The organism is Pseudomonas sp. RGM 3321 (assembly GCF_022836805.1).
Classification (GTDB): Bacteria; Pseudomonadota; Gammaproteobacteria; order Pseudomonadales; family Pseudomonadaceae; genus Aquipseudomonas.
In genome coordinates this window covers 73,751-99,481 of record NZ_JALHBH010000109.1, presented here as the reverse complement: position 1 = coordinate 99,481, position 25,731 = coordinate 73,751, and the positions used below count along the sequence as shown (strand labels likewise).

Here is a 25,731-nt window from a genome sequence, read left to right as displayed (position 1 = left end):
TCCCGACTTAACGGTTGGCGGCTATCACGGCTTCGCCTGCTGACTTCCAGTGCGAGGCAGTGCTGGTCGCTGTCAGGTCAGTAGCCGACAGTAATTGTCTTGCCGAAAGGCCGGTGACATCACTGGCGCTGTGCATCCGGCTCAACCAGTCCACCTCGTGCATGCTGGAAGCGATACGATCTGACCCCGTCAGCAATGCGTTTGCGGCCAGCACCTCAGATGACGTCCAGCCTGTCAGTGATGCCAGCCGCGCAGCACATTGGGTATTGTCTCGATGCGTGTCATTGGCTTGCTTGAAATAATCGAGCAGCGTTTCTTCCGGGTAACCGCAGTTGTCGCGCCAGTTGCGGTAACGGTCGAGCAAATACAGACTGTTCATTGAAAGGGGAAGCAGGAAGCCAAAGTCTGCATGCAGCCAGCGTGGACTGATTAAAAACGTGCGTAACGCCCGGGCGCTCAGCCCCAGTTGCTGGCTGACTTCTGAATAGCGAATCAGCGTCGAGAGCTTCTGAATGGCGCCATCATCCCAAAGTAACGCACCGAGAAACTTGCCTGCATCGCTGCCTGCCCAGCGTATCACCGGCTCGCAACGGTCCGGCGGCAAACCGGTGAGGGTCAGCAACAGCCCTTCCACCAGCCGATGCTGACTCCGGTAGCCGTTCAATACGAACGTTTCAAGTCTGGCTTCGACTTCGCTTGCAAGGGGTTCCGCGATGGCTATGGAGGACAAGCGTTCATGCAGGGTGCGGCGGATGCTGACCGCGGGTTCCTCGTGCAGCGGCTGAGTCGTGACCAGCCCTAATCCGTCGATCAGGTCGTAATCGAGGATAGTCCACCAATTGATGGCGTTGTTTTGGTCATCCTTGCTTGGCAAGTCAAGGGATGCCAGCTGGTCGCTCTTCAATACAGCCTGGCGCGCATCGTTGGTTAATTGCTCAAGTTGAACAGTCAGTTCCTGCGTGACTATTGTTTCGGTGATGCCCCAGCCTAGCTGACGTCGCAGTGCAGCGATGTCTCGGTCAGACGCTTTGAGCCACGTGACTGCCCAGTCCAGTTGCATCAGGATATCGAGCACGTCCGGTTCGGTGTCGTCGAGTTGACCTGAGACCACCTTTTTCCGAAAAGACAGAGTGCCCAGCAGGTCGATCAATGCCCGGCATTCTGCTGCGGTCAGACCGAACATCGAAGCAATGCGGGCTTGGCGGTACAGCGAAGAAATCATGCTCAAATTGAGTCTGAAATCAGTGGGCGCGTTGCCAATCAGTTCGCGAACATCGACGGCCAGCTGCCTCAAGCCTTCATGAGTGCTGGATAACTGCAGGGCTCGGCTCAACTGAGCGCGAGTCTTGACGTGCTGGCTACTGTCCTGATCGAGGTCGAGAATCGACCCATCCAGCACCAGCGGAGTATCGAACAATGCCGGGTTGTTGAATACCCGGTCGAACATCGGCAAGCGTCCGTCGTTTGCCCCGCCGGGCATCAGGTGAACAAAGGCTGCAAACTCATCAGGCGCGAGGCTGTAACGTTTGTTCAGATACCGATAGGTTCCCAGTGCGCGTAGCGTATTTACCGTCAGCACCATCTGCAGGTTCACGGCGCCTTCGGAGCGAATGACCGCCATGACCAACGTGTCCAGCGCTGTAAACGGAATGCCCGTCCAGCGCTGCAGACGGATCATGCGTTGCAGACGGTCGAAGCGGTCCACGCTGGTGTTTACCAGCCGCTCAATGCCGTACGCATCCTTGTTCAGAGCCATTGCCGGCTGAGTGGTCGGGCCATTGACGTAGCCAGCTCCGAATCGGGCCTTGATTGCTGTCAGGCTCGCATCGAGTGGGGAGTCTTCATCTGCGGTGTTTCCCGCTGCACGGATGTTGGGAGAGGCATAGGCCGTGTGGCTGCCTATGGCAAGCAGGGCTTCGACTCCGTCACTGTCCAGACCCGTCTTCTCCAGGAAGACGTTCAGATTATTCAAAGGATTGCTGGCGTCGTCGACGTAATCGACGTTGTATTTCGTTTTGAAGAACTGACGGGTCAGGTCTGCCATTGCGTCGGCGTTTGCCTGAATGGGCAAGGCAGGTTCAATCACGATTGCCTGTTGCTCTGGGCCTGCTCCGCTCATCAGCACCTGTGCGATGGCACTGGAGTGCTGCACTTTTCCATAGTCACTGCCGTACCTGGGAGTGGTTGGAAGTTCAAGGCTGACGCAGTAATTCAGCTCGCCTAACATTGGCTTCTTCCCAGCAAGCCCGAGGCTGATCTGTTGAAAGTGGAAGTTGTAAGGAAACTGAAACGGGTGTTGTTTCTCGGCCACCAATTGGTAAATAGACTTGCCCTTGTCCTCAGGCACTGTGTCCACGTAGGCATTGATGGCTTTACTTAACACCTGATTGACGATGTGCAGCGTAGGCACTGGCGTGAAGGTGCTTTGTTGGTCGATCAACAGACCTTTGAGATCAGGCCGTCGGTCATGGAGTTTGATTCGGCTGTCCTCAGCGACGCTGCCTTCCAGCTGTTCCAGAGCAAACCGGTACAAGGACGTCAGGTACGCCACGGGCGAATCCTTGGCTTCTATCGCACCCACCTTGCAAAACAGATCCCAGTTTTCCTTGAAAAGATTGGGGAAGCTGGGCCCGATGTTTACCAGCGAGCGCACGCCGGTGCGCCGCGTCAGCTGTTGGGTTCGTCCTGAAGACAGCAGTTGATTGCGATACAGGCGCACGATCTGGGTGGCGTAACAGCGAGCGTTTTCATAGGCGAGCGCTGCATCAGCATCACTGATACGTGAGAGTTCGTGAACAAAAGCGCTTTTGGATCGCCGTACGATATCGAACACTGAATGGATGTTCAGTTTTTCCATCGCGTTGATGAACGATAACGTGTCATCGCCATGTTCGTGCGTGTCGTTCCCGGTTCGGGCCAGGTTGCGTAGAAGGGAGAAGGGTTGCTCGGTCATGTCCGGCGCTCCAGTGGTCATGACACAGCCTTGTTTACCATGGCGCTCGCGTCTAGCTGACAAAAGTGTCAGTCAACCATCAGCAACACCAAGCATTTCCTATAAAAACAAAGCATTAGCGCCCGCCGCTGAAGGTATATTCATTGGCGATTGACCACCCAAAGGTTATACCTATTGGTTCTTGACCAAGCCGCGTGCTTCCGTTTGTCTGCTGTTATGGTTGAAGGGCGTCACTAACGGCGGATAGAGGTTTCAAGGATGAACTCGATCATGCACACCAATACGCCGCAATTGGCGGTCAGCGATTCACGGGCCCTGCCGGTACGCAGTGTGCAGTTGTATCGTGGCGCTGATGATCAGACTGTTGAAGCCAGGGTGACGCAGCAATATTTCGACAAGGCCGGGCGACTGATCGCCAGTCGCTATCCACGTTTTGCCAGTCGTTTGAAATACGGTGTCTGTGCGCCTGTGAACCTGATGCAAATCGTCAGTTTGTCCGGGGCTTTGCTGCTATCGAAAAGTGTCGACTCAGGTTGGCGGGTGAGCCTCAATGGCGAAGCGGGGCAGTTAGTCGACAGCTGGGACGGACGTGACAACCCGCGCCAGATCGAATACGACGCGCTGTTGCGCCCTTTGGCGATCAACGAATCAGGCCGAATGACCGAGCGCTTCACTTATGGCGGGCCTGCCACTGCTGAGCGTAACCAGTGCAATCAACTGATTCGCCATGACGATACGGCAGGCTCGCGCTTGCTGCCGGACTATGGACTGTCGGGTGGGGTTCTGAGTGAGGAACGGTATTTCCTGCAGTCGCCTGACCGCCCGGACTGGCCACTTGCCGAACCTGATCGTGATGCACTGCTGGAACCCGTCGGCCTGCAGACACGCCGGGCTTTCAACGCGCAGGGCGAAGCGCTGGCGCAGACTGACGCCAACGGTAACGTCCAGCGTTTCAGTTACGGTGCGGCGGGGCAACTGCACGCTGTTGAACTGACCCTGACCAATACGGAACAGCCGCAAACGCTGGTCAGTGCAATTGACTATGACGCATTCAACCAGGTCGAGCAGGAGACGGCGGGCAATGGTGTTGTCAGTCACTTCCGATATGATCCGCAGGACAGCCGGCTCGCTGCACTCAGCGCGATGGCGGCGGATGGCGCGCTATTGCAAAAGCTGATTTACAGCTATGACCCGGTCGGTAATGTTCTGGTGGTCAACGATGCGTCCCAACCAGACCGTTATTGCAACAACCAGCTCGTCGAGCCGATCAGTCGCTTCGAGTACGACACGCTGTATCAGCTGATCGAAGCCAGCGGCCGTGAAGTCCGAAACGGTGCCAGCCATGGCCCGGCGTTGCCGGGCCTGCAATCTCTGCCGACGGATGATCCTTGTCAGGTCAGCAACTACACACAGCGTTACCGCTACGACGCTGCGGGTAATCTGCTGCAAATGCGCCACGAGGGCGCGCACAACTTCACCCGCAACATGCACGTTGATGCCGACAGCAATCGCAGCCTGCCCGACGATGACGGGGACGTGGATTTCGCCACGAGCTTTGATGCCAACGGCAACCTGCTGCAACTGGTTCGCGGGCAGGTTATGGGCTGGGATGCGCGTAATCAGTTGCAGCACATCACCACCGTGCAACGTGAAGACCAGCCGAACGATGAAGAGCGTTATATCTACGATGGGCAGGGTCAGCGTTGTCGCAAGATCAGCACTGCTCAGGCATCAGGTCGCACGTTGATCAACGAAGTGCGCTACCTGCCGGGGCTGGAAATTCGCACCACGGCCGATGGAGAAACTCTCCACGTCGTTATCGCTCAGGCGGGTCGCAATAGCGTGCGGGTGCTGCACTGGGAAACTGGAAAACCAGACGCTATTGCGAACGATCAGGTGCGTTACAGTCTGGGTGATCATCTGGGCTCGAGCACGCTGGAGCTTGATCAGCAAGGCGGCCTGATCAGCCAGGAAAGTTATTATCCGTTTGGCGGCACCGCCTGGTGGGCGGCGCGTAGTGCAGTGGAGGCCAGGTACAAAACAGTTCGTTACTCGGGTAAAGAACGCGATGCCAGCGGGCTTTATTATTACGGGTTCAGGTATTACGCGCCGTGGTTGCAAAGGTGGATCAATCCGGACCCGGCGGGGGATGTGGATGGGTTGAATCTGTACCGTTTTGTTGGCAATGCGCCGGTACTCATGGTCGACAGCGCCGGCTTGTTTGGTGAGCGAAGCGACGCTGCGAAGCAGGCCGCCGAAGCGAGCAAGCTGCACTTTGATACGTATCTTCAACCCAGAATAATGGCGCGCAGGGAAAGGGATAAGGAAAGCGCCATCGAATCATTGAAAAAGCGCACGGGGGCGACGTCTTCAGGAAGTGTTGGAGAACTCCTGGAGGCGGTGAGCGGGGTTCTTGAGACGGCCCCTATGACCTTCAATATACGACCGGAAAAGCTCGGACGGCTGCAGGGCGAGGGAATGGTGAATACGTGGCAGATGTTAAAAAAAGAGAATACCTATACGTTGATGAGGGATATGTTTGAAAATCAGATGTTTGAATATGAAAAATCATCTTCTGCGCTGACCCGTCAATCAGCATTGGAAGGAAAGCAAAAGGTTAAAGGAGACCACCGTCCTCTTTACGGGGCCCTTCAGATCGCCAAGGACAACAATGCGGTGGGGGGCGCTCCTACCTATGGCCGTACTGCTTTTCATCTGTCGGATCAAGCAAGGTCTTATATGACGTTCACGGGAGCAGACAGCCTGTCTACAGGTGCGAGCATGAATAACCTTGCCTCAGCCCGTAATGTATTTCCGCTGATACGTGATATGCGTGCAGATACATGGGAGGCGCTCAACGAGAACGTGAGCGGGCAGGAAACTACCGTGCCAGTCTCTGAGTCCTCCAACTATATCGAATGGCAGTCGCATGCCCCCGTAAAATGGCGAGATATGAGGTTTGTGAAGTTCGAGACCCTCTCTGATCTGTACGCGGCAAGGTCTGATCCTTCAGCCGTGGCTTTTTTCAAAAAGCATGCCGTTCCGGTACGTCTGTATTCGATTTAGTGGTGGGTAATTACGTGGGGCAAGGCGAGGCACTCCGAAGCTTATGCAGCAAGCCCGACCTGTTGGCCGGGCTTGCTGCCATCGTTACTTACTGCACTTCCACCGCCAGACTGTCGCTGATCTTCTTCTGCCAGATCTGCGGGCCGGTGATGTGTACGGACTCACCGTTGCTGTCTACGGCCACGGTCACCGGCATGTCCTGGACCTCGAACTCGTAGATCGCTTCCATGCCCAGCTCGGCGAAGGCCACGACGCGGGATTTCTTGATCGCCTGAGCCACCAGATAGGCAGCACCACCAACGGCCATCAGGTACACGGCTTTGTGGTCGCGGATTGCGTCGATGGCGGTCGGGCCGCGTTCGGATTTGCCGATCATGCCCAGCAGGCCAGTCTGGTCGAGGATCTGCCGGGTGAACTTGTCCATCCGCGTGGCGGTGGTCGGGCCTGCCGGGCCAACGACTTCTTCGCGTACCGGATCAACCGGGCCGACGTAGTAGATGAAGCGACCCTTGAGGTCCACAGGCAGGCTTTCGCCCTTGTTGAGCATTTCGACCATGCGCTTGTGTGCAGCGTCGCGGCCGGTGAGCATCTTGCCGTTGAGCAGCACGGTTTCGCCCGGCTTCCAGCTTTGCACTTCTTCCGGAGTCAGGGTGTCGAGGTTGACGCGGCGGGCCGATGGGCCAGCTTCCCAGACGATTTCCGGGTAGGCGTCCAGCGACGGCGCTTCCAGCGAGGCAGGGCCGGTGCCGTCGAGCACGAAGTGCGCGTGGCGGGTGGCCGCGCAGTTGGGGATCATGCACACCGGCAGCGAAGCGGCGTGGGTCGGGTAGTCCATGATCTTGACGTCGAGCACGGTGGTCAGACCGCCCAGGCCCTGGGCGCCGATGCCCAGTTGGTTGACCTTTTCGAACAGCTCCAGACGCATTTCTTCGATGCGGTTCTGTGGGCCGCGGGCCTTCAGTTCATGAATGTCGATGGACTCCATCAACACTTCCTTGGCCATGACCGCGGCCTTTTCTGCAGTGCCGCCGATACCGATGCCGAGCATGCCCGGTGGGCACCAGCCAGCGCCCATGGTCGGAACGGTTTTCAGGACCCAGTCGACGATCGAATCGGACGGGTTGAGCATCGCCATCTTCGATTTGTTTTCCGAACCGCCGCCTTTCGCCGCGACGTCCACCTCCACGGTATTACCCGGAACGATGGAGTAGTGGATAACAGCCGGGGTATTGTCCTTGGTGTTCTTGCGAGCGCCTGCCGGGTCGGCGAGGATCGAGGCACGCAGCACGTTTTCGGGCAGGTTGTAAGCGCGACGCACGCCTTCGTTGATCATGTCGTCCAGGCCCATGGTGGCGCCATCCCAGCGAACATCCATACCCACGCGTACGAAAACGGTGACGATGCCGGTGTCCTGGCAGATCGGGCGATGACCGGTCGCGCACATGCGCGAGTTGATCAGGATCTGGGCGATGGAGTCGCGAGCGGCAGGCGACTCTTCACGCAGATACGCCTCGTGCATGGCCTGGATGAAATCCACGGGGTGGTAGTAGGAAATGAACTGCAGTGCGTCTGCAACGCTCTGAATCAGGTCGTCTTGCTTGATCACGGTCATGCGGCGCGCTCCTCTGTAAGGACGGGAACATTCAATTACGCTATCGGCGGCAGTCTGGAACTGCGGCTTGAACCAGAGCTGTCAGGTTAGCCGTAGCGGGCGCAAAAAGGCGCGGCAGTATAACCCGCCCGACAGGCCAGTCTGTACAATCGCCGTTATTTTCTGCACAGGCCGCCTGAATGCCTCAATTGCATGTTGGTGAGCGTAGCTGGTCGGTGCCATCGGCCAGCAATCTGCTCGACGCCCTGAACCATGCCGGTGTGCCGGTTCCCTATAGCTGTCGTGCCGGCAGTTGCCATGCGTGCCTGGTGCGCTGTGTCAAAGGCGAGCCTGATGACGCGTTGCCCGACGCCTTGCCCGCTGAAAAGCGCCAGCAGGGTTGGCGGCTCGCCTGCCAGTGCCGAGTGGTCGATGACCTGGCTGTCGAGGTGTTTGACCCGCAGCGCGACGGCCTGCCCTCGACAGTAGTGGGCTGCGACTGGCTCTGCCCGACCGTGCTGCGTTTGCGTCTGGAGCCTGCGCGACCTCTGCGCTATAGCGCCGGGCAACACCAGGTATTGTGGACTGACAGCGGTGTGGCCCGGCCTTATTCGCTGGCGAGCCTTCCGGGCGAGGATCCGTTTCTGGAGTTTCATATCGACTGCCACCAGCCTGGGGCCTTCCGTGACGTCGCCCGACAGCTGCGGGTCGGTGACACGTTGAGGCTCGGCGAACTGCGCGGCGGGGCGCTGCGCTATGACCCTGACTGGCAGGAAAAACCTCTGCTCTTGCTGGCCGCCGGTACCGGGCTCGGCCCGTTATGGGGCGTATTGCGTGAGGCGTTGCGTCAGGAGCATCAGGGCACCATCCGCCTGATTCATCTGGCCCATGACAGCCAGCAGCACTATCTGGCCAATGAGCTGCAAGCCCTGGCTGAGCGTTATCCACAGTTGCTTGTTCAACTGATTACCGTGCAGACGCTGGAGACGACCCTGGCCGAGCTGCGCCTGTTGTCGCGGCATGCGATGGCGTTGTTGTGTGGCAGTGCCGACAGCGTAGAGATTTTTGCCAAGCGCTTGTATCTGGCAGGGCTGCCGCGTAATCAATTGCTGGCGGATGTGTTTGTGGCGCGGGAATAAGGTGCATGTTAGTCACAGCTCTCGTTCGGCACGATTAATCACAAAGATTCGTCAGGCATACACAATGCAAAAAGGCCCCGACTCTCGCGAGACGGGGCCTTGGCTTGCAGCGTTTTGCTATCAGACCAATGGGTCGCCGACGTGCAGAATCTTCATGCCGTTGGTGCCACCGATGGTGTGGTAGCTGTCACCCTTGGTGAGGATGACCCAGTCACCTTGCTCGACCAGACCACGCTTGAGCAGTTCGTCGACTGCGGCCTGGCTGACCTGACCGGGTGGCAGGGCCGCCGGGTCGAACGGCACGGTGTAGACGCCACGGAACATCGCTGCACGCGCTTGAGTACCACGGTGCGGAGAGAACGCGTAGATCGGCACCGAGGAGCGGATGCGCGACATGATCAGCGGGGTATAGCCGCTTTCGGTCAGTGCAATGATCGCCTTCACACCCGGGAAGTGGTTGGCGGTATACATGGCGGCCAGCGCGATGCTTTCATCACAACGGGTGAACGAGTGACCGATACGGTGGCTGGAAGTCTTGCCGGTCGGGTGCTTTTCAGCGCCGATGCAGATACGGGCCATCGCCTGAACCGCTTCGATCGGGTAGGAGCCTGCAGCACTTTCCGCCGACAGCATGACGGCGTCGGTGTAGTCGAGCACGGCGTTGGCCACGTCGGATACTTCGGCACGTGTCGGCATGGGGCTTGAGATCATCGACTCCATCATCTGCGTAGCAACGATCACCGCCTTGTTGTGGCGACGTGCGTGCAGAATGATGCGTTTCTGTACGCCAACCAGCTCGGCATCACCGATTTCAACGCCCAGGTCGCCACGGGCAACCATGACAGCGTCACTGGCGCGGATCAGCTCATCGAGCACTTCGTCGTTGGCAACGGCTTCGGCGCGTTCGATCTTGGCCACCAGCCAGGCGGTACCGCCGGATTCGTCGCGCAACTGGCGAGCGTATTCCATGTCGGCGGCATCGCGCGGGAAGGAAACGGCCAGGTAATCCAGGTCCATTTCGGCAGCGAGCTTGATGTCCTGCTTGTCTTTCTCGGTCAGTGCCGGAGCCGTCAGGCCACCGCCACGACGGTTGATGCCCTTGTGATCGGACAGCGGGCCGCCGATCAGCACGGTGCAATGCAGTTCGTCAGCCGTCTGGGTGTCGACGCGCATGACTACGCGACCGTCGTCGAGCAGCAGCTCGTCGCCTACGCCGCAATCCTTGACCAGATCCGGGTAGTCGATACCCACGATTTGCTGGTTGCCACCGGTCAGCGGATGAGCGGTGGAGAAGGTGAACTTGTCACCGACCTTCAGCTCGATTCGCTTGTCGGTGAACTTTGCGATACGGATTTTAGGACCCTGCAGGTCGCCCAGCAGAGCGACGAAGCGCCCGTGTCTGGCGGCGATTTCGCGGATCAGTTTGGCGCGGGCCTTGTGCTCATCCGGAGTACCGTGAGAGAAGTTCAGACGAGCAACGTCCAGACCCGAAAGGATCAGTTGTTCGATGACTTCCGGCGAGTTGCTGGCAGGGCCAAGTGTGGCGACGATTTTGGTGCGGCGAACGGTCATGCACAAACTCCTTAATTGAAGCGCAGCGAGAGGCTACTCCTGTCTGGGTCTTTAGTCATTGTTCCTTTGCACTACCGTGTTGCTGTCAGGGAGGGCAATCGGCTGACGGTCGGTGTGCGATTTACTTGAAGAAACAGGCTGTGACGCCGATACAGGGCAGAGAACAGGAGAGTCCCATGCGTATTGTAACGATTGTTGTATTACTGACTGCGCTCAGCGGTTGCACCCGCTGGGCGATGAATTCCAACCTCGATCACGCTTACCGTGCCTATCAGGAAGGTGATTGTGACCGGGTCATGCTGGATCTTTCCAAGGTTGAGCGTCAAAGCCGTTCGCGCCGATATGTTCAGCCGGAAGTGTCGATGCTGCGTGGCCAGTGCCTGGAGCGTCAGAAACTATATGTTGATGCTGCTCAGACCTATCAATTTCTGATGACTCAGTATCCAGAGAGCGAATATGCGTTCCGTGCACGGGCCAGGCTCGATACGCTTGCACAAACTGGCCTCTACCCCAAGGCTCAGCCTGCCAGGCCGATCGCTGCACCTGTTCGAAACGCTACCGTATCAAAATAGTTACCCTCATTTGAATGGCAGGCGCCGTATTCGGGTGGATTTTGAAAAATTCTGAGCTAGGCTGTGGTCACATAGTGGACGAGCTGTAAAGCTCCAGGCCGAGGCGGTTATCGCGCAGTGCCTCGTTTTTGAAGTCCGCAGTCAGCGAACGGTGTTACGTGATCGCAACAGTGGTCTTAAAAGGCAGCCTGCCATGTATAAAGAGCGGAAAATAGAACGGCACCAATTGCAGGATTACCTGCAGGTCTTCAATCGTCATACTGGCAAGCTGATGGGGTGTCTGGGGAATGTGTCCGGGGAAGGGCTGATGCTGATCAGCGAACTGCCCGTTCTGGTAGGGGCCAGGTTTGATCTGTGTCTGAAAATGCCGAATGGCACTGTCGGGCAATCAATAGATCTTAGCGCCAAGTGCCTCTGGAGCCACGAAGACGAGACGCCAGGCAGCTACGACTCCGGTTTCGAGTTGTCTCAGGTCTCGACAGAATATCTGGCGTTCGTCCAGCTCTTGCGGGAGTATTTCTGTTTCTACCCCTTTTATGAAGCCTCGGCCTGAGGCTGCTGGCTGACTCGCAAGGCTTCGTTCATAGCGTCCCTGCCTTTTTCCAGCTCAGGTAACGGCTGACCAGCTGCGGCCCCAGTTCCCTTGGTCGAGCATCCATTATCGAGATGCCTTGAGCATTCAAGCGGTCGTGCAGCGAAGCGCGAGCATTGAGAAAATTCAGGGTCCCGCAATAATCCAGCGCTTGATCATAGGTTTGTACGGGCGCCTGACGCAGGCTGTCGAGCACCTCCTCCCTGAGGCTGGCGATCAGCACCCGATTATGCTTGCCAAGCTGCCTTGCAGCAGCCACCAACTCCTCATCGTCTTCATCGCGCAGGTTGGTTATCAGTACCACCAGTGAACGTCTTTTATGGCGCACCATCAATTGGCGAACGGCGGCGCTGTAGTCAGCAGGTCGCCGTGTGGTCTGCAGGTCATAGACCGAGTTGAGCAACAGGTTGAGCTGCCCCGGCCCTCTTACGGGGGCCAGATAGCGGTCCTGCTCACCCGCAAACGTCGCAAGGCCAACCGAGTCACCCTGACGCAGTGCGACATAGCTCAATAGCAGGCAGGCATTGAGCGCGTGATCGAAGTGAGACAAATCGCCGTCCTGGCTGCGCATTCGACGTCCGCAATCGAGCATGAAAACGATCTGTTGATCCCGCTCGTCCTGATACTCGCGAGCAATGGGGGAGCGCTGGCGGGCGGTAGCTTTCCAGTCTATCTGGCGCAAGCTGTCGCCTTCACGAAACTCGCGCAGCTGATTGAATTCCATTCCCGCCCCGCGACGTTGCAACTGGCGCACCCCCAGTTGGCTAAGCCAGTTGTCCACCGCCAGCAGTTGCCCACCGTAAAGCCGGGCGAAGTCCGGGTAGACGCGGGTCGTGCTGTGTACCGGAAGATAGCGGCGTGCCGTCCACAGGCCCAAAGGCCCTGGCAGGCTGATTTTGCACTGCTCGAAGGTGAAATGGCCACGGCTTGAGGGGCGCAGACGGTAACCGATGCTGCCTTTGCCGCGTGCAGGCAGGATGATGGACTGCGGCAGGTTTTCATGTTCCAGGCCATGCGGTACATGATCGAACACCTGCATGGTGACTGGCTTGGTGCCGTTGTGTTGGAGGTCGAGCCGCGCCTCGTTCCAGCGGTCCAGCGCCAGGCTGCCCGCAAGCTCGCGCTGCACGCGTGGCGAGGGACGCCTGAGCAGCCAGAATGCATCGAGCAGGCTGACACCCGCGAAAGCCAGCAACGCCGCCCGATAAAGCTCGTCGATTTTTGCCGGATACTCGATGCCCAGCGCATGGAGCGTTCCTGTCAGCAACGCAACGCACATGAATCCACCGAGCCAGCGCAGCATCGGAACGGACGGTTTCAGAACCTGTTTCACAGGCGCGGTGCCGAGACCTGATCAAGGATCTGCCGAAGCACCTGATCCACTGAAAGGCCCTCGATGTCCAGTTCCGGTGACAGCCTGACCCTGTGTCGCAACACAGCCAGTGCGCAGCCCTTGATATCGTCCGGAGTAACGAACTCACCGCTGCGCAACAATGCTCTGGCCCGCCCGCCACGCACCAGTGCAATTGAAGCGCGTGGCCCTGCGCCCTGGCTAAGACCTGGCCAGGTGCGCGTACTGCGCGCCACGCGCACGGCGTAGTCCAGCACTTGCTCATCAATGGGCAGCTCGCTGGCAATGCGTTGCAGTGCCTGAACCTCCCGGGCCTGCATGATGACCCGCAGCGGCCGCACATCCAGCATGTCGGCACGGGTCGAGCGGGTGACCTGGCGCACCATATTCAGCTCTTCCAGGGCTTCGGGATAGTCCATACGCAGCTTGAGCATGAAGCGATCCAGTTCGGCTTCCGGCAGTGGGTAAGTGCCTTCCTGTTCGATAGGGTTTTGGGTTGCCAGCACCATGAACGGCTGCGGGATAGGAAGCGCCCGCCCTTCAAGGGTCACTTGCCGCTCCTGCATGGCTTCGAGCAACGCAGCCTGCGTCTTGGCCGGTGCCCTGTTTATTTCGTCGGCCAGCAGCAGGTTGGTGAACAGCGGCCCCTTGCGCAGCTTGAACTGCTCGGTCTGCATGTCGTACACCGCATGACCGGTGACATCGCTGGGCATCAGGTCCGGGGTGAACTGGATGCGTGCGAACTCACAGCCTATGCAACTGGCAAGCGCTCGTACCAGTAACGTCTTGCCCAGCCCTGGTACGCCTTCCAGCAGCACATGCCCGCCGCCGATCAGGGCGGTCAACACGTCGTCGATAACCGCATTTTGTCCGATCACGGCCTTTTGCAGCTCGTTGCGCAACGCCTGGGCCAGCTGGCTGGCGCGTTGACGCTGTTGCAACTGGGTGCTTGCCGCAACGGTCGGGCTGACAGGCTCGATGGAGGGCTCGATAAATGGCTCGGTGCTTACCGATGGGTCGGGAGTTTGCTCGCTCATGCGTTCCGGCGTCCTGTTGACGGTTGCCTGTGTTTATCGTCGGTAAATCAGGCGCTAAGCTGATTTGGCTTTTTTCAAGTTTCTCAGTGTGCTGAAAAGAGGGGGGAGCGGTCTACCACTCCGTGTGAAATCGCGCTTGTACCCGGATTATCTCCGAGCGCGACGATTGCCTCCGCTGCGCATTGTCACCCCGCCTCGAACCAGCCTTTGAGCCGATCACGAAAGCTCTGTATCAACGGTTCCCTCGATCTGCCCCTGCGCAACGCCAGACAAAACGGTGCCTGATAGCCGAACGTCGTCGGCAGCAACACCTTCAAGCGTTTCTGATCCGCCCAGAATTGCGCGTAATGCTCGGGCAGGTAGCCGATATACGCCCCCGACAGCACCAGAATCAGCTGGGCCTCCATCGACTCCACCGTAGCGGCGCTATGTTTGAACCCATGCCGCGCCAGTTCTGCCTGGCTCCAGTAGCCGCGTCCGACCATACGCTGCCGGGTGATTACTTCTGCCGGAATGCGGCGCTGGTCGAACAGTTCATGGCGATCGCTGCAATACAGCCAGTGTTGTTCGCGATAGAGAGCCTGATACATCAGGCCGCTCATACGAACCGAGAAGGCACCGATGGCCAGGTCCAGGCGATTTTCCTGTACGCCCAGTTGCAACTGCGCCGGGCTGAGAACACTCAGGTGCAAGTGCACGGCAGGGTGCTCCTTGCTGTAGGCGCCGATAACGTCCGCGAGCGGCAGGGCCGGGTCGCTGACAGTGGAGTCGAGAACGCCGAGGTTGAGGGTGCCGCGCAGTTCACCCTTGAGGGCAGCGCTGTAGCGTTCGAAGCCCTCCAGTTCAGCGAGCAGCCGCAGGGTTTCCTGGTGGAACAATTCGCCTTTGCTGGTCAGACTGAATCCACCGCGGCCCCGATGGCAGAGAACCAGACCAAGCTGGCTTTCGAGTTGGCTCATGTAGGTGCTGATTGCAGACGTGGAGAGGTTGAGCTCCTGCTGCGCGGCGGCGAAGCCCTGATGGCGCACAACGCTGGCGAAGATGCGCAGCAATTTGATGTCAGGCAGGACAGAGGACATTGGCGTCTCCGATGGCAGGCGCAGCGTGGCTCGGGTATTTCCGGTTCAGGCCGGCTGGCGTGTACCGCTATGTTCAGGCAGTGGGTATGTAACGTTCTTGCCGTGGGCTGAGCCCCTTCACGCAGGTGCAAAGCCGGCGGGAGTGTGGAGAGGATCAGGGGCAGAGTGTATCCATAGATAGTTTAGAAATCTCTGAACTGATTTTTTGTCTGCAGCGATTCTTCCGGCTGCCAGGCGTCACCAGAATGGCCTCACATTAATGACAACACGGTGAGGCACTCCTGTGGACACGACTTTCCACCAGCCCCTGAGCGGCAACGAGATGCCTCGTTTTGGCGGTATCGCCACCATGCTGCGTTTGCCGCATGTGCAGAGCGCTGAAGAGCTCGACCGGCTGAACGCCGCGTTTGTCGGCATTCCGCTGGACATCGGCACCTCGCTACGTTCCGGCACTCGTTTCGGGCCACGGCAGATCCGCGCCGAGTCGGTGATGATTCGTCCTTACAACATGGCCACGGGGGCCGCGCCGTTCGATTCGCTGAACGTGGCAGACATCGGTGACGTGCCGATCAATACCTTCAACCTGCTGGACGCAGTACGCATTATCGAGCAGGAGTACGACCGGATTCTGGGCCACGACATCGTGCCGCTGACGCTGGGCGGCGATCACACGCTGACGCTGCCGATCCTGCGCGCCATCCACAAGAAGCATGGCAAGGTCGGGCTGGTGCATATCGATGCGCATGCCGACGTCAACGATCACATGTTCGGCGAAAAGATCGCCCACGGCACCACATTCCGCCGTGCGCAGGAAGAGGGCCTGCTGGACAGCAACCGTGTTGTGCAGATCGGTCTGCGTGCGCAGGGTTATACCGCTGAGGATTTCAACTGGAGCCGTAAACAGGGCTTCCGCGTCGTGCAGGCCGAAGAGTGCTGGCACAAGTCATTGACCCCGCTGATGGCAGAAGTGCGCGAGAAGGTCGGCGGCGGTCCTGTGTATCTGTCATTCGACATTGACGGTATCGACCCGGCCTGGGCGCCAGGCACCGGGACACCGGAGGTCGGCGGGCTGACCACGATTCAGGCGCTGGAAATCATTCGCGGTTGTCAGGGGCTGGACTTGATTGGTTGCGATCTGGTCGAGGTGTCGCCGCCGTACGACACCACCGGCAACACCTCGCTGCTGGGTGCCAATCTGCTCTACGAGATGCTCTGTGTGCTGCCTGGTGTGATACGCCGGTGATTCGCGAAGCCGGTTTGATCCGTACGGCTGAGGAACGTCGTTGCAGGAGTGCGAGACGATTGTGTTCGGCTACGACAGCGGGCAATGGCTGGCCTGGCACGCACACTTGTCGGTGGTGACATCGGTTTAAGGATGGTTTGTTCGCAACAATAACAATGAGCACGACACACGTTTCATTCGCGGGAGCGAATGTGGTTCGCGAACCGGTGGGCAAGACTCACGCACCGGTGTAGTCGCGTGCTGACGTTGGAAGTGTGCCGTAAGTCGATTGAATGGAAAAACCCTCCGTCCGTGGTTAACGGGCGGCTATAAAGGGTCAGCGTGCCTGCGCTGGCCTTACAACAACCGTGACAGGCGCTGGAGCAACACATGAGCCATTCGACGCGTATCGAAACCTTTGGTGTGGAACAGATACCCGACACCCAACGCGATGCTTCCCCTATCGATCTGTTTCGTCTGATCTTCGGCGGTGCCAATACCTTTGCCACGGCGGTGCTGGGCAGTTTTCCGGTGTTATTCGGGCTGTCGTTCCAGGCCGGCGTCTGGGCGATCGTTCTGGGCGTGACAATGGGCGCGTTGATCCTCGCGCCGATGGGCCTGTTCGGTGCGATCAATGGCACCAACAACGCGGTATCTTCCGGCGCGCATTTCGGTGTGCACGGGCGCATCATCGGTTCGTTTCTGTCACTGCTGACCGCAGTGGCCTTCTTTTCCCTTTCGGTCTGGAGCTCTGGCGATGCGCTGGTCGGCGGCGCTCAGCGGCTGGTCGGCCTGCCGGAAAACAATACCAGCCTGGGGCTGGCCTACGGGCTGTTCGCAGTGCTGGTGCTGATCGTATGCATCTTCGGCTTTCGCTTCATGCTGTGGATCAACAAGGTCGCGGTCTGGGCATCCAGCCTGCTGTTTCTGTCGGGCATCCTGGCCTTTGCAGGGCCGTTCGATCCGGGCTATGCCGGCAGCGTCAATCTGCTGCAACCGGGCTTCTGGGCGGCCTTCACCGGGTCGGCCTTGCTGGCGATGAGCAACCCTGTTTCGTTCGGCGCCTTTCTCGGCGACTGGTCGCGCTACATCCCGCGCGACACCTCCAGATCGCACATCATGCTGGCAGTGCTCGCGGCTCAAGCCTGCACGCTGATCCCATTTCTGTTTGGCCTGTGCACCGCGACGCTGGTCGCGACTCAGGCGCCGCAGTACATCGAGTCCAACAACTATGTCGGTGGCTTACTGGCGATTTCACCCGGCTGGTTCTTTTTACCGGTGTGCCTGATTGCGGTGATCGGAGGGCTGTCTACCGGCACCACGGCGTTGTATGGCACCGGACTGGACATGTCGAGCATGTTCCCGCGTCTACTCAACCGAGCCGCAGCCACGCTGTTGATCGGTGTGGCGGCTATTGCCTTTATCTTCATAGGTCGCTTCACCTTTAATCTGGTGCAGAGCGTGTCGACCTTCGCAGTGCTGATCATTACCTGCACCAGCCCATGGATGGTGGTGATGATCCTCGGCCTGATCAGTCGTCGCGGTTTTTACCACGCCGATGACTTGCAGGTGTTCACCCGTGGCCAGCGTGGCGGGCGTTACTGGTTTCACCACGGCTGGAACTGGCGCGGGCTGGGCGCGTGGATTCCGAGTGCGGCGGTGGGCCTGTGCTTTGTCAATCTGCCTGGCCAATTTGTCGGACCGCTGGGCGAGCTGGCCGCAGGCATCGACATCAGTCTGCCGATCACTCTGGGCCTGGCGGCGCTGCTGTACCTGACTTTGCTGCGCTCGTTTCCGGAGCCCGCGTCAGTGTATGGCCCCAAGGGCGCGCACCCGATGCTGGGGCGCAAGGCCATCAGCAGCGCCACCCCATCAGCCACCGCCCATTCGTGATCCGCGCTGTGCCACTGCGGGCACAGGCGGCGAGGTTTGCCCATGAAACTGGAACTCTTTCGTACACTGTGGGGCTATCGCGGCACTTGGCAGCAGGCGCTGCTTGAGGCGCGTGAAGCGGGCTTCGAGGGCTTCGAGGCGCGCATCCCCGAGCAGACAGCCGAGCGTGCAGCGTTCGCGGCGTTCCTGCGGGATAACTGCGTGCCGTACATCGCCACTCTATTCACCTCCAGCCAAGTGCTGCCGGTGCAGGCGGCGACGCCTGCCGAGCATCTGGTGGATTTCGCCGGCAAGCTGCAACAGGCTGCCGAACTGGCGCCGCGGTTTGTCAATGTGCTGGCCGGCAACGACCGCTGGCCGCTGGCTCAGCAAGTGGATTTCTTTGGCGAAGCGCTGGAAATCGCCCGGCGCAGCGGCCTGACCTGCAGCTTCGAGACGCACCGCGCGCGTTCACTGTTCAACCCATGGCTGACCCTGCAATTGATCGAGCAGGTGCCGGATCTGCGTTTCACCAGTGATATCAGCCATTGGGTGGTGACCTGCGAGCGCTTGCTCGATGACCCGGCCGACGATATCAGCGCTTTCGTCGAGCGTGTGCACCACATTCAGGCCCGGGTCGGTTATGACCAAGGGCCGCAAGTGCCGCACCCGGGTGCGCCGGAATACGCCGCTGCGCTGGCATTCCATCAGCAGCACTGGGAAGCGATCTGGCGCTCGCAGCGCGCCCGTGGCTTTGCCGGCACCACGCTGACGCCGGAGTTCGGGCCTGATGGCTACCTGCATCATTTACCGTTCACCAATGTGCCAATAGCCGATCTGTGGGGCCTTAACGCCTGGATGGGCCGTACCGAGCGTGAACACTTTTCTGCGCTTTTCAACCGTCCGGGGAGCCTGCTGCCATGAGTCAATCTTCTGCTTTCACCCACGTTCCGCTGGTCGATATCCAGGGCCTGTTCAGCGAACGTCTGGACGATCGCCAGGCAGTGGCCAAGGCTCTCGGCGAAGCTGCCCGGCGTGTGGGCTTTGTGTATATCACCGGTCACGGTATCGCGCCTGAACTGATCGAGAATCTGCACCGCGCTGCCGAGCAGTATTTCGCCCAGCCGCTGGACGCCAAGATGCGACATTACATCGGCGCTTCGCAGAGCCACAAAGGCTTCGTTCCCGAGGGCGAGGAAGTGTACGGGACTGGCAAGCCGGACCATAAAGAGGCGTTCGACATCGGCTTTGAAGTGCCCGCCGACAACCCATTGGTACTCGCCGGCACACCGCTGCTGGGGCCAAACGACTGGCCGGCCTTGCCGGGCTTTCAGGCGGCGGTGCAGGCCTACTATCAGGCGGTATTCGCCCTGGGGCATCAGTTGTTCCGCGGTTTTGCTCTGGCGCTTGACCTGGACGAGCATGCCTTCGATGACATGGCCCGCTTTCCACCTTCCAAGTTGCGCCTGATCCACTACCCGTTCGATGGCGATGCCCAGGACGCGCCAGGCATTGGCGCGCACACCGACTATGAGTGTTTCACCATTCTTCAGGCCGATCAGCCGGGTCTGGAGGTCATGAACGAGCGGGGTGAGTGGATCGATGCGCGGCCGGTGGAAGGGGCCTTTGTGGTCAATATCGGCGACATGCTGGAGGTAATGACCGCGGGTGCATTTGTCGCCACCGCGCACCGCGTGCGCATGATCCAGCGAGAGCGTTATTCGTTCCCGCTTTTCTATGCCTGCGACTACCACACCCTGATCAAACCCCTGCCGCAGTTCGCGGACGGCGAGCAGAACTACGCGCCTGTCGCCATTGGCGAGCACATGTGGGCTCAGGCTTTGCAGACCTACCAATACCTTCGCCAGCGTGTTGCCGATGGGCAGCTTGCCCTGCCTCAGCACGCCAGAAAGCCTTCAAGCTTCGGGCACCTGAAAAACCAGAGCGTGACTTAGTGATCTGCCTTTTCCCTCAATCTGGAATGACGACTATGCCAAACACCACGTTTTCGCGCTTCGCCACATGTCTGTTGGGCCTGGCCCTGTTTGCCGGCAACGTTCAGGCTGCGCCCACCGCCACACCCGGTACGCTGAAAGTCGGCATGGAGATTTCCTATCCACCGTTCGAGTCCTACTCCTATCCACCGTTCGAGTCCTACGAGGGTGACAAGGTGGTGGGTTTTGACCCCGAGGTGGCGAACGAGCTGGCCAGGCAACTGGGCGGTATGAAGGTCGAGTTCGTCGACACACGCTTTCCGAACCTGATCCTGGGCCTTAACGCCAACCGCTTCGACACCATCATTTCCGGCATGTACATCACTGATGAGCGGACCCGGCAGGCCGAGGCGATTCCATATGCGCAGGTGGGCGCAGCCATCATGGTACGCAGCGACAGCACCGCGAAACCCCAGCTGCCTGAAGACTTGTGCGGCCTGAAGGTCGGTTTGCAGCAAGGCACCAACTGGATCAATCAGCTCAAGGCCGTGTCAGCCGATTACTGCGTCCGGCAGAACAAGGGCGAAATCGCGATCAGTGAGTTCCCGACCACGGCAGAGGCGTCGCAGGCACTGATCTCCGGCAATATTCAGGCACATCTGGAGATCTCGGCGGCGGCGAAAATGATCGTCGACAAGGCCCGTGGCCGCATCGTGATCAGTTCTGAAAAGTCCCTCTACCCGCAGACGCTGGGCATCTATGTGAAGAAGGGCAACGGCGAACTGATTGAAAAACTGCGCGATGTGGTCGAGCGCTACAAGCAGAGCGATGAGTACCGTGAGCTGCTGAGCAAGTACAACCTGGAACCGGCGTAAGTCACGGCTGCCCGCACACTTCACAGCAAGCGGCTTTTTGTCACGCGCGCGCATCGCGCAGCCGGCAAAGAGCTGCTTGCGCGAATGCGGTGCCTGCTTAACGGCCAGAGACGGTCCTGCGGCGACAGCGGTTCGCCGCTCGGCCTTCGCCATCCATCTGCTGCACCGAGGTCATCATGGCATTCGAATGGGCCTATTTTTTCTCGCTGTTCTCCGTACAGGCTTTCTGGAAAGCCTGCCTGACGGTGGTTCAGCTCAGCGTCCTGTCCTGGACGGCAGGTCTGGCACTGGGTTTCCTGCTGGCCAGCGCCAGGCTGTCGACGCATGCGTGGTTGCGCGTGCCGGCCAGTCTGTACATCTGGCTGTTTCGTAGCATCCCGTTGCTGGTGCTGCTGGTGTTCGTTTACAACATGCCGCAACTGTTTCCGGCCTCAAGCAGTGTCTTGTCGCAGCCGTTTTATTCCGGGCTGATCGCCCTGGTACTGACCGAAACGGCGTACATGGCCGAGATTCACAGAGGCGGGCTGCTGTCAGTGCTCAAGGGCCAGCGTGAAGCCGCCAGAGCGCTGGGCATTCGCGGTCTGGGCGCGCAGCGTTTGGTGGTCATTCCGCAGGCGATTCGTATATCGCTGCCAACGCTGACCAACGAATACGTGACCATCGTCAAACTGACGTCGCTGGTGTCGGTGATCTCGCTCAACGAGTTGCTGCTGGTTGGCCAGCGCCTTTACGCACAAAACTTTCTGGTGCTGGAAACCCTGGCGGCAGTAGCGATGTACTACGTGCTGATCGTCACGCTGTTTGGCTGGCTGTTGCAATGGGCCGAGCGTCATCTGGACTTGTCGCGCAAAAACGCACAGACCCTGGAGGATGCGCAGACCGATGCCCTGCGCCAACCCGCAGGCTCTGGCAAGCCACGTTGCGTGCCGGTTCCGGGACAACCCGATGCCCTGCTGCTGCGCGGTATCCACAAGCGCTATGGCAACCACGAAGTACTCAAGGGCATCGACCTGCTGGTCAGGCCCGGTGAAGTCATTTCGATCATTGGTCCGTCCGGCTCCGGCAAGACTTCGTTGATCCGCACGATCAACAATCTGGCAAGCATCGATCAGGGCGAGATTGTCCTGTTCGGCAATGACTTCATTCGGGCAGGAGAACGCGCCGACTCTCCGGTGATCCGGCAGGGCATCCGGCGCATCGGTATGGTGTTCCAGAACTTCAACCTGTTCCCGCACCGTACCATTCTCGACAACGTCATTCTCGCGCCGCGTTATCACGGCCTGGCCAGCACCGCTCAATTGCGTCGCAAGGGCCATGCGCTGCTGGATCGTGTCGGGTTGCTGGCGCATGCCGACAAATACCCGCATCAATTGTCGGGCGGCCAGCAGCAGCGTGTGGCGATTGCCCGTGCGCTGGCGATGGAACCGGACATCATGCTCTTCGACGAACCGACTTCGGCGCTGGACCCGGAGTTGGTCGGCGATGTGCTCAACGTCATTCGGGATCTGGCTGCCGAGGGCATGACCATGCTGATCGTCACTCATGAGATGGATTTCGCGCTGTCGATTTCCGATCGCATCGTGTTCATGGAGAGCGGCCATGTGGTCACTGATGCCTCGCCCGCGACTATCCGCCAGGACGGCGATCCGCGCGTGCGACGCTTTATCGGCCTGGAACAGGAGCGCGCAGCATGACCACCTGTGGAGAGTTTCTGGTCAGACAACTGAGCGCCTGGGGCGTCGACACGGTGTTCGGCATCCCCGGCGTGCATACGGTTGAGCTGTATCGCGGCCTGCCGGGCAGTGGCATTCGACATATCACGCCGCGCCACGAACAAGGCGCGGGCTTCATGGCCGACGGTTATGCACGGGTTAGCGGCAAGCCCGGGGTGTGCTTTATCATTACTGGCCCGGGCATGACCAATATCCTCACGGCAATGGGCCAGGCGTATGCGGACTCGATCCCGATGCTGGTGATTTCCAGCGTCAACGAACGTCATCGGCTGGGTCTGGGCAATGGCTATCTGCACGAGTTGCCGAACCAGCGCGCGATGGTCGCCGGGGTCAGTGCCTTCAGCCACACGCTGATGAGCGTCGAGGAACTGCCTGCGGTTCTGGGGCGGGCTTTTGCCGTCTTCGACAGCCAGCGTCCACGGCCTGTACACATCGAGCTGCCGCTGGACATTATCGTCGCCAGCGCCGCGCACATGACACTGCAGCCGCGCCAGATCATCGCTCGACCCGCGCCGGACCCTACAGCCATTGCCCGGGCCGCGACACGGTTGCGCTCGGCCCGGCGTCCGCTGTTGCTGCTCGGCGGTGGCTGTGTCGCAGCGATGGAGCAAGTGCGCGAGCTGGCGGCCCGGCTGGATGCACCGACGGCCCTGACCATCAACGCCAAAGGCCTGCTGCCGGCCGGGCACCCGTTGCTGCTGGGCAGCAACCAGTCGCTGATGCCGGTTCGGCAATTGGCGCTGGACGCCGATGTGGTGCTGGCGATTGGCACCGAGCTGGGCGAGACCGATTACGATGTGGTGTTCGACGGCAATTTCAGGATTGGCGGCGAGTTGATTCGCGTCGATATCGATGCCGGGCAGTTGACCCGCAACCATCCTCCGAGTCTGGCGATCCTCAGCGATGCCACTGCGGCAATAAGTGCCTTGCTTGCCGAGTTGCCAGTGCGTGCGGCCAATAAAGCCAGCCCGGGTGCTCAACGAACCGCGGCGGCGCAGGAGCAACTGGCCGAAGGCTTCAGTGCCTGGGCGCATTACCGAAAACTGTTCGAGTGCGTGCTTGAAGTGCTGCCCGAGGCTCGTTTTGTCGGTGATTCGACGCAGACGGTGTACAGCGGCAATCACCTGGTCGAGCTGGACAGCCCTCGTCGCTGGTTCAATGCCTCCACCGGTTACGGCACCCTGGGCTACGGCTTGCCTGCGGCCATCGGGGCCAGACTGGCCGAGCCCTCGCGCGCGGTGATCAGCCTGATGGGCGACGGCGGCATTCAGTTCACCCTGCCGGAACTTGCCAGCGCCGTGGAGGCGCGGGTCGGCATTATTGTGTTGTTGTGGAATAACCAGGGCTACGGCGAGATCAAGCGCTACATGGAGCGCCGCGACATCACGCCGCTGGGCGTGGACATCCATACGCCGGACTTTCTGACCATCGCCCGAGGGTTCGGCTGTGTGGCTGAACGTGCTCGGGATTACCAGCACCTGCAGGCGCTGCTGCGTGAAGCGCCGGATGACCGGCCGCTGATTATAGAAATCGAAGAGGCGCCGCCGTTTGCGCCTTGAGCCGCCACGCGTCGTCACCGCCGCCGCCGCGAGCCAATCCGCTTCAGCCGCAAATCGGTGGCGTCTGCCTGGCGGATAAAGCCTGCCCGGTGCAATTGCGCCCTGCATGGAATTCTTGATGGAGCTCTGCCATGAACACCCCGCATTACATCAACGGTCGTTGGCTGGAAGGCCAGGGCGCCGACGTTCTGATCGTCCACGAGCCCGCTCTGGGCCAGCCCTTCGCCGAAGTGATCAGCGCCAGCAGCGCGCAGGTCGATCAGGCTGTCGCCGCTGCCCGCGCCGCGCTTCCCGTCTGGAAAAATACGCCTGCTGCCGAACGAGCCTCATTGCTGCGCGGCTTTGCTGATCACCTCGCGCAGCGCCGCGAAGCCTTGATTACGCTGCTGATGCGCAATAACGGCAAGCCTCGTCATGAAGCCGAAGTCGATCTGGATGACGCCGTGGCAACGTTCAGTTACTTCGCCCACCTGATCGAGGCTCAGCCAACCCATCACGAGGTTGAACTGGCCGCCCCCGGCTTTACTTCGCGTACCCGCCTGGAGCCGGTGGGCGTAGTGGGTCTGATCGTGCCGTGGAATTTTCCGCTGGTCACCAGTGCCTGGAAACTCGCTCCGGCGTTGGCTGCCGGTTGCACTATGGTGCTCAAGCCCTCGGAGGTCACGCCCCTGATCGAGCAGGTTTACGGCGAAATTGCCGACGCGCTCGGCTTGCCCGCCGGAGTGCTGAATATCGTCAGCGGCAGGGCTGATACCGGCGCAGCGTTGAGCAACCATCCAGGTCTGGACAAGCTGTCGTTCACCGGCAGCAACGGTGTGGGCCGCCAGGTCATGCACAGCGCAGCGGCGTATTGTCGGCCGGTGACGCTGGAGCTGGGCGGTAAATCCGCGATTATCGTATTCGACGACTGCGACCCGGATCAGGCGGTGGAATGGATCGTCGCAGGCATTTGCTGGAACGCCGGGCAAATGTGCTCGGCCACCTCGCGGCTGTTGGTTCAAGAGGGCATCGCCGAGGCATTGATTCCTCGTTTGCAGAAGGCATTCGAAGCGCTGCGGGTCGGTAATCCGCTGACTGAAGACGTCGACATGGGACCACTGAGCAGTGAGGCGCAGTGGCACAAGGTCCGTGAGTATTTCACTGTTGCCCGGGAGGAGGGTATGCAGTGTTTGACCGGTGGAACAGCACTGGCACGTGATGGTTGGTTCGTCAGCCCGACGTTGTACCGCGACGTGCCTGTCAGCAGTCGCCTGTGGAGTGAAGAAATCTTTGGTCCGGTGCTGTGCCTCTGCTGTTTCAGCACTGAACAGGAAGCTGTCGAGCTGGCCAATGACAGCTGCTTTGGGCTGGTGGCGACGGTTGCCAGTGCTGATATCGAGCGCGCCGAACGGGTGGCCGATGCGCTGGAAGTAGGGCATGTGTGGATCAACTCGATCCAGGCGGTATTTGTCGAAACGTCGTGGGGCGGCAACAAGGGCAGCGGTATCGGGCGTGAGCTCGGGCCTTGGGGACTGGCGGCCTATCAGGCGGTGAAGCATGTGACCCGATGCCTGGGGTAGGTCTCTTTCTGCCTGGAAAGAGCCC

Annotated in this window: 18 protein-coding genes; 12 read left to right on the top strand and 6 right to left on the bottom strand. The window is 59.7% G+C overall.

Going from position 1 to position 25,731, the window contains the following annotated elements:
• Positions 1-7: 7 nt before the first annotated feature.
• On the bottom strand, positions 8-2,974 hold the full coding sequence (locus RGM3321_RS13760; RefSeq protein ID WP_244393497.1) for a Tc toxin subunit A: 2,967 nt from the start codon (positions 2,972-2,974) through the stop codon (positions 8-10).
• Positions 2,975-3,211: 237 nt separating this feature from the next.
• Here RGM3321_RS13760 and RGM3321_RS13755 point away from each other — a divergent pair, with 237 nt between their 5' ends.
• Positions 3,212-6,019, top strand: a complete 2,808-nt coding sequence (locus tag RGM3321_RS13755) for an RHS repeat-associated core domain-containing protein (protein WP_244393495.1) — start codon at positions 3,212-3,214, stop codon at positions 6,017-6,019.
• An 88-nt stretch (positions 6,020-6,107) separates the two neighbouring features.
• Here RGM3321_RS13755 and RGM3321_RS13750 read toward each other — a convergent pair whose 3' ends face one another.
• Positions 6,108-7,631 (bottom strand): fumarate hydratase, encoded by a 1,524-nt coding sequence (locus RGM3321_RS13750; protein ID WP_244393493.1) that lies wholly within the window; start codon positions 7,629-7,631, stop codon positions 6,108-6,110.
• A 179-nt stretch (positions 7,632-7,810) separates the two neighbouring features.
• On the opposite strand from RGM3321_RS13750, the gene RGM3321_RS13745 reads away from it, so the two are divergent.
• The gene (locus tag RGM3321_RS13745; RefSeq protein WP_244393492.1) at positions 7,811-8,749 is read left to right on the top strand and encodes an iron-sulfur-binding ferredoxin reductase; all 939 of its coding nucleotides are present in this window, start codon (positions 7,811-7,813) and stop codon (positions 8,747-8,749) included.
• Positions 8,750-8,869: 120 nt separating this feature from the next.
• On the opposite strand, the gene pyk is transcribed toward RGM3321_RS13745, so the two are convergent.
• Positions 8,870-10,321 carry a pyruvate kinase gene (gene pyk / locus RGM3321_RS13740; protein ID WP_244393489.1) on the bottom strand — a complete coding sequence of 484 codons (1,452 nt, stop codon included), beginning with the start codon at positions 10,319-10,321 and terminating at the stop codon, positions 8,870-8,872.
• A 176-nt stretch (positions 10,322-10,497) separates the two neighbouring features.
• Here pyk and RGM3321_RS13735 point away from each other — a divergent pair, with 176 nt between their 5' ends.
• Both RGM3321_RS13735 and RGM3321_RS13730 read left to right on the top strand, forming a co-directional pair.
• Positions 10,498-10,893: a tetratricopeptide repeat protein gene (locus RGM3321_RS13735; RefSeq protein ID WP_244393488.1), complete on the top strand. Its 396-nt coding sequence runs from the start codon at positions 10,498-10,500 to the stop codon at positions 10,891-10,893.
• Between the two features lie 193 nt (positions 10,894-11,086).
• A complete protein-coding gene (locus RGM3321_RS13730; protein WP_244393487.1) occupies positions 11,087-11,446 on the top strand; it encodes a PilZ domain-containing protein in 360 nt (119 codons plus the stop codon).
• Positions 11,447-11,474: 28 nt separating this feature from the next.
• On the opposite strand, the gene RGM3321_RS13725 is transcribed toward RGM3321_RS13730, so the two are convergent.
• From RGM3321_RS13725 to RGM3321_RS13715, 3 genes are all read right to left on the bottom strand, one after another.
• Positions 11,475-12,818: a DUF58 domain-containing protein gene (locus RGM3321_RS13725; RefSeq protein ID WP_244393486.1), complete on the bottom strand. Its 1,344-nt coding sequence runs from the start codon at positions 12,816-12,818 to the stop codon at positions 11,475-11,477.
• Positions 12,815-13,873 carry a MoxR family ATPase gene (locus tag RGM3321_RS13720; RefSeq protein WP_244393485.1) on the bottom strand — a complete coding sequence of 353 codons (1,059 nt, stop codon included), beginning with the start codon at positions 13,871-13,873 and terminating at the stop codon, positions 12,815-12,817. Before RGM3321_RS13720 ends, RGM3321_RS13725 begins: the two co-directional genes overlap by 4 nt.
• A 185-nt stretch (positions 13,874-14,058) precedes the next feature.
• Entirely contained in the window at positions 14,059-14,952 is an 894-nt protein-coding gene (locus RGM3321_RS13715; RefSeq protein WP_244393484.1) for a LysR family transcriptional regulator, read from the bottom strand.
• Positions 14,953-15,235: 283 nt separating this feature from the next.
• Here RGM3321_RS13715 and speB point away from each other — a divergent pair, with 283 nt between their 5' ends.
• From speB to RGM3321_RS13675, 8 genes are all read left to right on the top strand, one after another.
• A complete protein-coding gene (speB, locus tag RGM3321_RS13710; RefSeq protein WP_240880284.1) occupies positions 15,236-16,195 on the top strand; it encodes an agmatinase in 960 nt (319 codons plus the stop codon).
• A gap of 369 nt (positions 16,196-16,564) precedes the next feature.
• The gene (locus RGM3321_RS13705) at positions 16,565-18,067 is read left to right on the top strand and encodes a cytosine permease (protein ID WP_244393482.1); all 1,503 of its coding nucleotides are present in this window, start codon (positions 16,565-16,567) and stop codon (positions 18,065-18,067) included.
• Between the two features lie 42 nt (positions 18,068-18,109).
• Entirely contained in the window at positions 18,110-18,970 is an 861-nt protein-coding gene (locus tag RGM3321_RS13700; protein WP_244393480.1) for a TIM barrel protein, read from the top strand.
• Positions 18,967-20,001: a 2-oxoglutarate and iron-dependent oxygenase domain-containing protein gene (locus RGM3321_RS13695; protein ID WP_244393479.1), complete on the top strand. Its 1,035-nt coding sequence runs from the start codon at positions 18,967-18,969 to the stop codon at positions 19,999-20,001. The genes RGM3321_RS13700 and RGM3321_RS13695 overlap by 4 nt, the downstream gene beginning before the upstream one ends.
• 35 nt (positions 20,002-20,036) lie before the next feature.
• Entirely contained in the window at positions 20,037-20,855 is an 819-nt protein-coding gene (locus tag RGM3321_RS13690) for a transporter substrate-binding domain-containing protein (protein WP_244393478.1), read from the top strand.
• A 176-nt stretch (positions 20,856-21,031) separates the two neighbouring features.
• The gene (locus RGM3321_RS13685; protein WP_244393477.1) at positions 21,032-22,549 is read left to right on the top strand and encodes an amino acid ABC transporter permease/ATP-binding protein; all 1,518 of its coding nucleotides are present in this window, start codon (positions 21,032-21,034) and stop codon (positions 22,547-22,549) included.
• Positions 22,546-24,147 (top strand): 5-guanidino-2-oxopentanoate decarboxylase, encoded by a 1,602-nt coding sequence (locus tag RGM3321_RS13680; RefSeq protein ID WP_244393476.1) that lies wholly within the window; start codon positions 22,546-22,548, stop codon positions 24,145-24,147. Before RGM3321_RS13685 ends, RGM3321_RS13680 begins: the two co-directional genes overlap by 4 nt.
• Before the next feature lie 131 nt (positions 24,148-24,278).
• Entirely contained in the window at positions 24,279-25,706 is a 1,428-nt protein-coding gene (locus RGM3321_RS13675; protein ID WP_244393475.1) for an aldehyde dehydrogenase family protein, read from the top strand.
• The last annotated feature ends 25 nt before the right edge of the window (positions 25,707-25,731 follow it).

Excerpts from the sequence above, each read along its gene's own strand:
- RGM3321_RS13730 (WP_244393487.1), top strand. The coding sequence starts at position 11,087 with ATGTATAAAGAGCGGAAAATAGAACGGCACCAATTGCAGGATTACCTG.
- RGM3321_RS13690 (WP_244393478.1), top strand. The coding sequence starts at position 20,037 with ATGCCAAACACCACGTTTTCGCGCTTCGCCACATGTCTGTTGGGCCTG.
- RGM3321_RS13685 (WP_244393477.1), top strand. The coding sequence starts at position 21,032 with ATGGCATTCGAATGGGCCTATTTTTTCTCGCTGTTCTCCGTACAGGCT.
- RGM3321_RS13700 (WP_244393480.1), top strand. The coding sequence starts at position 18,110 with ATGAAACTGGAACTCTTTCGTACACTGTGGGGCTATCGCGGCACTTGG.
- RGM3321_RS13715 (WP_244393484.1), bottom strand. The coding sequence starts at position 14,952 with ATGTCCTCTGTCCTGCCTGACATCAAATTGCTGCGCATCTTCGCCAGC.
- RGM3321_RS13680 (WP_244393476.1), top strand. The coding sequence starts at position 22,546 with ATGACCACCTGTGGAGAGTTTCTGGTCAGACAACTGAGCGCCTGGGGC.
- RGM3321_RS13755 (WP_244393495.1), top strand. The coding sequence starts at position 3,212 with ATGAACTCGATCATGCACACCAATACGCCGCAATTGGCGGTCAGCGAT.
- RGM3321_RS13705 (WP_244393482.1), top strand. The coding sequence starts at position 16,565 with ATGAGCCATTCGACGCGTATCGAAACCTTTGGTGTGGAACAGATACCC.
- RGM3321_RS13675 (WP_244393475.1), top strand. The coding sequence starts at position 24,279 with ATGAACACCCCGCATTACATCAACGGTCGTTGGCTGGAAGGCCAGGGC.
- pyk (WP_244393489.1), bottom strand. The coding sequence starts at position 10,321 with ATGACCGTTCGCCGCACCAAAATCGTCGCCACACTTGGCCCTGCCAGC.
- RGM3321_RS13745 (WP_244393492.1), top strand. The coding sequence starts at position 7,811 with ATGCCTCAATTGCATGTTGGTGAGCGTAGCTGGTCGGTGCCATCGGCC.
- RGM3321_RS13735 (WP_244393488.1), top strand. The coding sequence starts at position 10,498 with ATGCGTATTGTAACGATTGTTGTATTACTGACTGCGCTCAGCGGTTGC.
- RGM3321_RS13695 (WP_244393479.1), top strand. The coding sequence starts at position 18,967 with ATGAGTCAATCTTCTGCTTTCACCCACGTTCCGCTGGTCGATATCCAG.
- RGM3321_RS13720 (WP_244393485.1), bottom strand. The coding sequence starts at position 13,873 with ATGAGCGAGCAAACTCCCGACCCATCGGTAAGCACCGAGCCATTTATC.
- RGM3321_RS13750 (WP_244393493.1), bottom strand. The coding sequence starts at position 7,631 with ATGACCGTGATCAAGCAAGACGACCTGATTCAGAGCGTTGCAGACGCA.
- RGM3321_RS13760 (WP_244393497.1), bottom strand. The coding sequence starts at position 2,974 with ATGACCACTGGAGCGCCGGACATGACCGAGCAACCCTTCTCCCTTCTA.